Annotated in this window: 8 protein-coding genes and 3 pseudogenes; 3 read left to right on the plus strand and 8 right to left on the minus strand. The window is 70.2% G+C overall.

Features of this window, described 5'->3' with window-relative positions:
• From ACY45C_RS16090 to ACY45C_RS16100, 3 genes and pseudogenes are all read right to left on the minus strand, one after another.
• A pseudogene (locus tag ACY45C_RS16090) lies at window positions 1-412 on the minus strand (DISARM system helicase DrmA); the annotation flags it as partial.
• Between the two features lie 22 nt (window positions 413-434).
• On the minus strand, window positions 435-1,331 hold the full coding sequence (locus ACY45C_RS16095; RefSeq protein WP_462188403.1) for a hypothetical protein: 897 nt from the start codon (window positions 1,329-1,331) through the stop codon (window positions 435-437).
• A gap of 441 nt (window positions 1,332-1,772) precedes the next feature.
• Window positions 1,773-2,263 (minus strand): annotated as a pseudogene (locus ACY45C_RS16100) (SAM-dependent methyltransferase); the annotation flags it as partial.
• A gap of 63 nt (window positions 2,264-2,326) precedes the next feature.
• On the opposite strand from ACY45C_RS16100, the gene ACY45C_RS16105 reads away from it, so the two are divergent.
• Window positions 2,327-3,403, plus strand: a complete 1,077-nt coding sequence (locus ACY45C_RS16105; RefSeq protein WP_462188408.1) for a recombinase family protein — start codon at window positions 2,327-2,329, stop codon at window positions 3,401-3,403.
• On the opposite strand, the gene ACY45C_RS16110 is transcribed toward ACY45C_RS16105, so the two are convergent.
• The 3 genes from ACY45C_RS16110 to ACY45C_RS16120 form a co-directional block, all read right to left on the minus strand.
• Window positions 3,312-4,193 (minus strand): ATP-grasp domain-containing protein, encoded by an 882-nt coding sequence (locus tag ACY45C_RS16110; protein ID WP_462188404.1) that lies wholly within the window; start codon window positions 4,191-4,193, stop codon window positions 3,312-3,314. The genes ACY45C_RS16105 and ACY45C_RS16110 overlap by 92 nt on opposite strands.
• A gap of 704 nt (window positions 4,194-4,897) precedes the next feature.
• Entirely contained in the window at window positions 4,898-5,347 is a 450-nt protein-coding gene (locus tag ACY45C_RS16115) for a DUF456 domain-containing protein (protein ID WP_462188409.1), read from the minus strand.
• 49 nt (window positions 5,348-5,396) lie between these two features.
• Window positions 5,397-6,440 carry a helix-turn-helix transcriptional regulator gene (locus ACY45C_RS16120; protein ID WP_462188405.1) on the minus strand — a complete coding sequence of 348 codons (1,044 nt, stop codon included), beginning with the start codon at window positions 6,438-6,440 and terminating at the stop codon, window positions 5,397-5,399.
• 34 nt (window positions 6,441-6,474) lie between these two features.
• On the opposite strand from ACY45C_RS16120, the pseudogene ACY45C_RS16125 reads away from it, so the two are divergent.
• Together ACY45C_RS16125 and ACY45C_RS16130 are read left to right on the plus strand one after the other, a co-directional pair.
• Window positions 6,475-7,029: pseudogene (locus tag ACY45C_RS16125) on the plus strand (pyridoxamine 5'-phosphate oxidase family protein).
• 293 nt (window positions 7,030-7,322) lie between these two features.
• Window positions 7,323-7,925 (plus strand): TetR/AcrR family transcriptional regulator, encoded by a 603-nt coding sequence (locus ACY45C_RS16130; protein WP_462188406.1) that lies wholly within the window; start codon window positions 7,323-7,325, stop codon window positions 7,923-7,925.
• A 108-nt stretch (window positions 7,926-8,033) separates the two neighbouring features.
• On the opposite strand, the gene ACY45C_RS16135 is transcribed toward ACY45C_RS16130, so the two are convergent.
• Window positions 8,034-8,603 (minus strand): hypothetical protein, encoded by a 570-nt coding sequence (locus tag ACY45C_RS16135; RefSeq protein WP_462188407.1) that lies wholly within the window; start codon window positions 8,601-8,603, stop codon window positions 8,034-8,036.
• On the minus strand, window positions 8,596-8,919 hold the full coding sequence (locus tag ACY45C_RS16140; protein ID WP_462188410.1) for a type II toxin-antitoxin system HicA family toxin: 324 nt from the start codon (window positions 8,917-8,919) through the stop codon (window positions 8,596-8,598). Before ACY45C_RS16140 ends, ACY45C_RS16135 begins: the two co-directional genes overlap by 8 nt.
• Window positions 8,920-8,975 lie beyond the last annotated feature (56 nt).

The raw sequence follows: 8,975 nt of genomic DNA on the forward strand, positions 1-8,975 counted from the left end.
GCGCCTCGCGGTGGCGCGGCTGGTCCTGGTCGGCGAGCAGGGCGATGCCGGCCCGGATGCGGTCCGCCGCTCGGCGGGCGTCGCCGATCGCCGTGCGGGCGGCCGGGCGCAGCCGCGCCGGCAGGCCCGCGACCTCGGCCTCGCGCTCGTCGAGCCAGGAGGCGTAACCGTCGGCGAGGGGTATCAACCCGCGCCGCAGGGCGGCGGGCCCGGCCACGGCGAGAGTGTCCATGGCCAGTTCGACCCCGGCCAGCGGCGTGCCGGGCCCGGCGGGCGCGACCGTCGCCGGCACGTCGTAGGTGGGCAGCCAGGTGGTCTCCAGCCGGTGGGCGCACCGCTCACCGGGCCGGACGTGCGGATGCACCGCGACGTTGCGACCGGTCGCGTAGCGACGCTCCCCCCGGTACAACAACTGGAGGTGCAGATCCTCGTGATCAGCGTCGAGGGGCGGCGCGCCGGCGAGCGGCGCGTCGCCCCTCGGGGGAACCGGAGCCAGGGCCAAGGCCGGTGCCAGAACCGGAGCCGGGGCCGGGGCCGGACCACTCGTCTTCGGGATCGTCGACGGGCAGGAAGACGGCGCGCGCGCCGTCCAGCGCGGTCACCGACAGCGTCGGCTGGAACAGCCACGCCGTGTCCGCGGACGAGGGCGGCTCCGGCTGGCTGTTGACCAGCGTCAGCTCGACGACGCGACGGGCACCGCGCTCGCGGACGGTGACGACGAGGAAGACCCCGGTCTCGTCGTCGCCGACGAGCGGCATCCGCCGGGAACCGGCGCCCAGGTGATCATCCAGGCGGATCTCCCGGTTCGCGAAGACCACCGGTTCGCGGGTCCACGCGCTGCGCTTGCGGCCCTCGTCGTCCTCCACCTCCCGCTTGGTGTAATGCCCCCAGGCCGCCGTGACGGCGAGGACGTCGACCGAATCCGTGCCGGCGGTTCCGGCCAGCCCGGCGAAGGAGAGTCCCATCGACGACGCCCAGATCCGCCCCCGGTTCTGCGGGGTGGCGATCTCCGGCGGGTCGGCGTCCGCGTCGCCCTGCACGGCCGTCTCCGTGTCGGCGACGACGTCCGCGGCGGCGGCCTCCCGGGCACCGCGCGGAGCCGGCTTCGGCCCGAGCATGCCGACGAGGTACCGCTCGCGCGGGCCTATCGCCCTGGGGTGGAACTGCTCGCGCTCGCCGCTCCACGGGCCGAGCAGATCCCGGCGGACGAGTTCGGCGAAGGTATCCCGGACCTCATAGGACGTCGCCGGCTCGAAGAGCTGCGGTGCGTCGAGGACCTCCGCGGCCGTACGGCCGTCGGCGCCCCGGCCGCCGGTGCCGGTGCCACCCACTCCCCCCGGCGCGGCGGGCGAAGGCGGCGCCCCCAGCGGCCCAGGGACCCCCGCGCCCCTGGGACCCTCTGCTGCCCTGGGACCCCCCGCGGCACGGGGAACAGCCTGCCCTCGGCCTCCGGCTCCACCACGGCGCGTCTCCCCCCTCGGCATCCGCCGGGCCTCGACGACCCGCCACGAATGCTGTGCCCTCGATTGCCGCGTACTTGATTGCCGTGTACTCGGTTCACAGGCTACACCACCGTCATCGGCGACGAAAGCCACCATCCCACCCGGGTCCGACACGTCGGCCGGTGAATTTGGGGGACCTGGGCACGGTCTGCGGTCCCTGGACCGTGCCTTGCTCCCCACAATGTGGCCGCCGCGCGCGGTGCCACCGCGCATGGGGCCACCGCGCGATCAGGCGGACCCGACCTCGTGAACGCTCGCGAGTGTCGATGGTCAGGGAATCCGGGCGACGCCGCCGTACCAGCTGACCTGGGCATCGGTCGGGCCGTCCGGGGTCACCTCGGCCCGCCAGCGATGGACGATCTGCACTCCCGGCTCGACGAGCTCCAGACCGTCAAAAAACGTTCGACTTCGGCGCGGGTACGCGTCGTGAGGGGGATCCCCCGCTGCCGGTAGACCTCGACGAGCCGTCCGGCCTCCTCCGGCGCGGCATCGGCCGTGCAATGAGTGAACGCCAGATAGCTGCCCGAGGGCAGGGCGTCGAGGTAGCGGCGGACGAGGCCGTAGGGATCCTCGGAATCGGGAAGAAAATGCATGATCGCGATCAGGGACAGTGCGATGGGGCGGCTCAGGTCGAGCGTGTCGCGTACCTCGGCCGAAGCCAGGATCTTCCCCGGTTCCCGCAGGTCGGCGTTCAGATAGGCGATGCGGCCCTCGGGTGTACCGGTCAGCAGGGCGCGAGCGTGAGCGAGGACGATCGGGTTGTAGGCTATCGGGTAGTGTGCACGGTGCAGGCCGCGATCAGCACCGACAGCGAGGGTGGGACAGTGGGCGAGCTAGGTGCCGGATTCGTCAGGGTGTCGACGGGTAGCCAGGACGAGACCTCACAGGTCAAGATCCTCGCTGAGGAGGCTGCTCAGCGCGGGATCACGATCGTCAAGTGGTTTACCCTTCACGGGTACTCGGCGAGCCACGGGGCGCAGGAACCGGCGTTGCGTGAGGCAATCGCTGACATTCAGCGTGGGGACTACACGACGCTTTTGGTAACCGAGTCGTCCCGGCTTGACCGTCGCGACGATTTGGATGCGCAGGCGGAGATCTTGCTTGATATTCGGTCTGCGGGTGGCGACATCATCTCGATTGCCGAACCCCAGTTCGGCAAGACCGATTTCGCCGGTCGTATCGTGACTCTTGTCGCTCAGCATGCGAATTCCGAGAAGTCCAGGACGGTCAAGCAGACCACGTACCGTGGCATCTCGATGATTATTGCCAACGGCGCGCATCACGGTCCGCTGCCGTCGTTCTGGGCGGTCAAGGGGGAACGCTACGCTAAGCAAGCTTATTGCGCCGACCCGGAATCGGTCAGGGACATTTATGAGCGTGTCGCCAACCGCGAATTCCTGCAATCCATCGCCCGGATTTACGATGTTTATCCAGCATCGGTTAAGAACCTTGTCCGGTTCGCGGCGAACCACACAGGGGTCGAGGAATGCCGGTACACGTATGAGGGTACGACCGAAACGTGGGTGCATGAGGTTGGACCGGTGGTCGATTCGCCTCTGTGGTGGCGCGCCAACAAGGTGATTGCCGCGAACCTGACGGACGCCAGAGGGAACAAGGGTGGCCGTCCCGTGGCACAGGCCGCCAACTGGATCAGTGGCGTCCTTCAATGCCCATCGTGCGGTGCGAAGCTGCACCTGAACGCCGGTCGCGCTCCGTCCGGAAACCCGCGCACTCCTAAGCTTCGCTGTGGCGGTAACCCCAAAGCCCGCAAGGCGTGCGGTGTCTTCACCGGCTGTGACGCCCGCCCCATCATTGGCATAATCGATTCCTGTCCGGGCAGCGGGCGGTCAGCATCCATTCGGCGTGCAGGATGCCGTCCCGGAAGCCGATCGCCGCGATGAGACGCGTCAACGCGCGGCTCAGCACGGCGGTCCTGGCCACGGGTCCGGGGGCCGGCACGACGTGCCCGGTCTCGACCGGGTGCCGCCCGGGCAGCACCCGCTTCGCCGTCACGTTGACGAAGCTCGGCACGCCGTCGCGAACCAGCGCCTCCACGCTGAACTCCGCGCCGACCATCCGGCTCTCCACCAGGTAGCGCCAGTGCAACGGGCGGTTGGGAAGCGCGCCGTCGTCGAGGGCGGCAACCGTCGCCGACCAGATGGCCGCCAGGTCGAGCGGCCCGTCCTCCACCGCGTCGAGGATCTGCACGCCGAGGCTGCCGTGCCGGTTGGCGGGTTTGAGCACCACCGGGCTCTCCACCCCGAAGGCCGCGAGGTCACCCGGGCCGAAGACCTCCCTCCAGCGCGGGGTCGCGATGCCCGCCGCCGTCGCCGCCCGGCGCAGCTCGATCTTGTCTGACAGGCATCGGGCGGCCCCGACTCCCGCGCCCGGCAGGCCCAGTGCGGCCGCGGCCAAGGCCGCAGCGGGGACGCTGTACTCCAGGGCCGGGACGACGGCGGTAAAGGGTCCCCCGGTGGCCGCCGCGGCGAGCACGACGGGGAGGAAGTCCTCGCTCTGGTGGTAGGCCGCCGGGAGCAGGGCCGCCACGCAGGGCAGCTTCTCGACAGCCGGCCGCACCCGCCGCCGGTCGATCAGATCCGGGTCCTCGACGAGGGTGACACTGCCCGGCGGCAGCGCCGAACCCAGCTGGTTGAGCAACGCCTGCCCGAATCCGATCACCAGGACACGCACGGGACGGTCTCCTCTCTTGGCATCCTCCCCGCCCTCAAGGACGGGGCCTGCGCGCTACGTTTCCCGGTCACGTCGTCAGGCCTCGACCAGACCGCGGCCGCGGAACCCGGCGGCCGGATGCCTCCACACGATCCTTGACGTCGAAGGGAAGGACATCGAGGGGAAGAACGGACGCCGCATCGGCCGGTGACTCCGCGGGCGCGCCCGGTACCACTGCGGAGCCCCGGAAGAATGCGACAGAAAAAGGCACCGTTGCTTCGACCACGACCGCTCTGAACAATAGTGGAAAAAATATCGTATGAATTTCTGAGATTTTCGACAGGTTCGCCCTGGATCACTCATCCGGGGTTCGATCCGATAGCCCGGTGAAATTCGGAGTGGAACATTCGCCGTCCACCATTGAGATCCGTCAGGAGACGTTCCATCAGCATCACTCGGACGATGCTAACAGCCGCACACGACGGACGAGGTGGCAACCACGGAGCACCGGAAATGGTTACCCCTACTTAACATAGCGATCATGCAGCGGAGGACGCCGTCGGGAGACCGGCCGACCAGGCTCGGGGCCGGCCGGCTCCCCGGATCAGGACGCGCGGGCTCCCGGCCCGCACGGACTCCGGAAGACCGGAACCAGCAGCGCGCCGCCACGAGTCGCCACGAGTCGTCACGAGTCGTCACGAGTCGTCACGAGTCGTCACGAGTCGTCAGGCAACGAACTCGCCGACCAACCAGACGAGCACCATCGCGACGCCGGCGGCGAGCTCCACGACCACACCGACCCCGAAGGCGACAATCGCGGCCCAGGTCGTACGGCCCGCCGCTCGCGCATCCCCCAGCCGCGCCAGCTCGGCCAGGTAGATCCCGACCACTCCACCGATCAGGAGCCCGACGACCGGCACCACAAAGAAGCCGATGATCGCGCACACCGCGCCGATGGCCAGGCTGGGCCACGGCACCCCCCGACCGGCGGTAGCCCGAGCCGGCAGGACGTGCTTGGTGAGCACCCCGATCACGAACAGCGCGGTCATGAACGCCAGCACGATCCAGCGGCCGACTCCCCCACCGTCCGCGATCACCCACCACAGACCCGCGCCCCAGACCAGGACGAGGCCCGGTAGTACCGGGAGGACGACGCCAACCAGGCCGACGGCCATCACCAGAGCGACAACGAGCAGCCCGCCGGTACTTATGGCGCGACCTCCTTCACCGGCATCTCCCGATCTCCCGATCTCCCGCGACGGTAGCGTTGCTCCCCACCGCCGCGGCAGCACTGTTCTCCGCCATATTGTTCTCCGCCATGCGCCGACCCACCCCGGCGAAGGCGGCACGCAGTTCGGCAGGGGCGAGCACCACGACCCCGTCCGCCAAGGCACACAGTTGGCTGAGCGCCATCTGGAGCCCCTCCGTCGCGAACTCCACCTCCCGCCAGCCGTCGGCGTCAGGCGGGCCCGCCGCGGCGACGGCCTCCCGCGCGGCCAACGGATCGACGACCTGCCGCAGGCGGGTCAATGCAACCGGGGATAACCGCAGCCGACAGGTCCAACGCAGCAGGGTCCGGGCGAAGTCCTCGTTCGACGCGGCCCACCAGCGGACGAGGTCGAAGCCGGCGGGCCGCTCGAAGGGCTCTGGCCGGACCATCGCGTGCCTCAGCCGCGCGACGCGATAGCTGCGCACGTCGGCCCGATGACGGGCGACAAGGTACCATACCCCCGCCTTACACACGAGCCCGAGCGGGTCGAGCCGGCGGGCGACCTCGCGGTCCCGCCGGGCGTAGCGGACGTCGACCCGATGCCCGGACCAGACCGCCCCGGCGACGGTGGCCAGGTGCGGGACGGCCTCGTCGCGATGGAACCAGCCAGGCGCGTCGAGGTGGAATCGCTCCCGTACCCGCGCGGCGCGCTCGCGGGGTTCCGGCGGGAGCGTGGCGAGGAGCTTGGTCCGGGCGGCCGCGGCGGACGCCGCCATCCCGAGTCCGCCCAGCACCTCTCCCCCCGCCCCGGCGAGGACCAGGGCGGCCGCCTCGTCGCCGGTCAGGCCGTCCAGCCGGGTGCGCCACCCGTCCAGCAGCCACACCCCACCGGCCCGCCCGGTCTGCGTCCACAGCGGCACGCCGGCCGCCTGCAGGGCGGCGATGTCACGGTGCACGGTGCGCACGGACACCTCGAGCTCGGCGGCCAGTTCGGCGGCCGTCGCCCGCCGCACGGCCTGCAGATGCAGGAGCAACGCGGTAAGCCGACTCGATCGCACGTCTGGGAAGCCTAGCCGTGAACCAGGACAGCAGATGGCAGAGTTTCCGGGTCACGATGGCGCGGTGACGACATCCTGGCGCGACTTCGAGACCGCGCAACCCGCCCTCGCCGAGACCGCACGCACCCGGTTCGCGGCATTCCGCCATCACATCCTGGCCACCGTGCGTGCCGACGGCTCCCCGCGCACGAGCGGAATCGAGACGAACTTCCGGTTCGGGGAACTGTGGCTCGGGAGCATGCCGGATGCGCGCAAGTCCCGGGACCTGCGTCGCGACCCCCGGTTCGCCCTGGCCGCCAATCCCGGGCCGGGCCAGGACCTGGCCGGCGGCGACATCCGCGTCTCCGGGCGGGCCCGGTGAATCGACGATGAGGAGGTCCTGGCCTCCTTCGCCACCGAGATCGGCCCGCCGACGCCGTTCGACCTCTTCCGCGTCGAGCTCACCGAGGTGGTCCGCACGAGCGTCGACGAGCCGGCCGGGGAGATCGTGCTGGAAAGCTGGCAACCGGGCTATCAGGGGGTGCGGGTGCAGCGCCGTGGCAACGGGCCGGTGCGCGAAGACTGGGCCGAAGACGGGGCCAAAGAGTAGACCATTGCAAGCCGCGAGACGGCGTCAACATCGTTGACTATCATGATGCCATCAACGACGAGACCAACGATCCCACGGCGCCCCGGTCCGACGACGAGAGCCCAGGCTCCGAGGACACCCGGGAGGGTGACGCCGGCACGGACGATCCCGGCGCTGACGAGCCCGGCACGCACGATCCCGGCACGGATGACGACGAGCCGGGGGGCATTGGGACCGCCGGCGCGGAGACCGGTAGGCGGCGAGGTCGGCGGGTCGGTTCCCGGCGGACCCCGCGGGGCACGCTGTCCCGGGAGGTGCTGCTGGCGGCGGCGATGGAGGTCGTGGACACGCACGGCGCGGGCGCGTTCAGCATGCGGGCCCTCGGCGCGTTCCTCGACGTGGATCCCACGGCGATGTACCGACACTTCACGACGAAGAACGCGCTGCTCGACGCGCTGACGGACACGGTGATCCGCGGGATGGAGGAGCTGCCGGAGACCGACGACCCCCGCCGGGACATCCGGGAGAACTTCCGTCAGCTCCGGCGCTCCCTGCTGGCGCACCCGACCCTGGCGCCGCTGGTGCTGCGCCGCCCGCCCGGGGTGGGCGCCTACTGGGAGCGGGCTGATCACGCGGTCGCCCAGCTTCACCGCGCGGGCATGGATCCGGCCGACGCCGCCAACGTCTACCAGACGCTGCTCTTCTACACCCTCGGCCACACCCTCAGCGAGGCCCGCCAGCTCGCCCGGGCCGTGGAACGGGAGGGGGCCGGCGCCCGCGGCGGCCCGGTCGCGGCGGTACGCCCGCCGGCCGAACACCATCCGGACCTCTCCGAGGCGGCACCCCATCTACGGGAGGAGAACGAGGCCCAGTTCCTCGCGGGCCTCGACCTCATCCTGCGCGATCTCCCCCGGTAGCCGCGCCCACCCACGATGCCGGTTCCCGCCGTCACGCGGACACTCACCGGCGGGCGCTGACCGATGAGGGCTCACCGATGGGGGGCTGACCGGCGCGGGGCCCGGCTGTCATGCGCTGAGCTGGAGGCGTGGCCCGGCGAACGTCGCCATGATCTCATCAAAGGTTACCTCCGGCCGGTAGCCGGCACCCGGCGCTTTTTCACCTCGCCACCGGAGCGCGTCGAACTGCAAGGTCCACAGTTCGCTCTCCGTCGCCGGAAGCGCGACGACGACCGCATCGTCCTCGTCGTCCATCTGCCCGGTCAGCCAGGAGACCTGGTCCGACGGCAGCGCACAGACATACACCACCTCGCCCGCGGCGTTCGCCCGCACGGCGCGCAGTTGTTCCGCCTGGCTGTCCACGCCCAAGGCCGCGCCCAGACGCTCGGCGACCAGCTGCCGTTCCCAGGCGTCGGCATCCTGCGCGATCCGGACGATGACACCGCGCACCTCCAGCTCAAGGTGGATCCGCAGGTTGACGTCGGTGTCTCCGTCGAAGTACCAGGCGATCAGATCCGGCAACGCGGCACGAATCTCCTCGGCGGTCGTCTCGGCTGCCACCAGACCAGGACACTGCGGCGACCAGGCCGACCAGCAGGGGCCGTCCCGGCGAACCAGCACCGATACCGCCCTAGACACTATCGATCACCTCCAACGCCTCCTCGACCGTCAGCCCCACCTGCTTGACCAGTATCTGCCGGACGACCCCCGGCCCGACGGTGATCCGGTCATGAAAAGCGAGACGAAGTCGTGGACGTCCGTCCGCCTCCAGCCACCGGTGAGCTGAACCGTCCTGTTTTGTCACGCGATATCCCAATCGTCCAAGCACTCGCAGAAGCTGACGCGCCTTCAACGAGGGAAACTCCCCGGTCACGGAGAGCCGGCGGCCAGGAATGAAACCAGAAGAATCGCACGGATGGTCGTGCGGGCGAATGACTTCATCTCGATACTCCACGTCGTGGTCAAGGACGGGACGTCTCCATGGTAGCCGAGAAGAGAAGCAGGACAATA

It is taken from the genome of Frankia sp. CcWB2, assembly GCF_977927585.1.

Bases quoted from the DNA above. Each gene is read 5' to 3' on its own strand.
- ACY45C_RS16115 (WP_462188409.1), bottom strand. From the start codon at position 5,347: ATGGCCGTCGGCCTGGTTGGCGTCGTCCTCCCGGTACTACCGGGCCTC.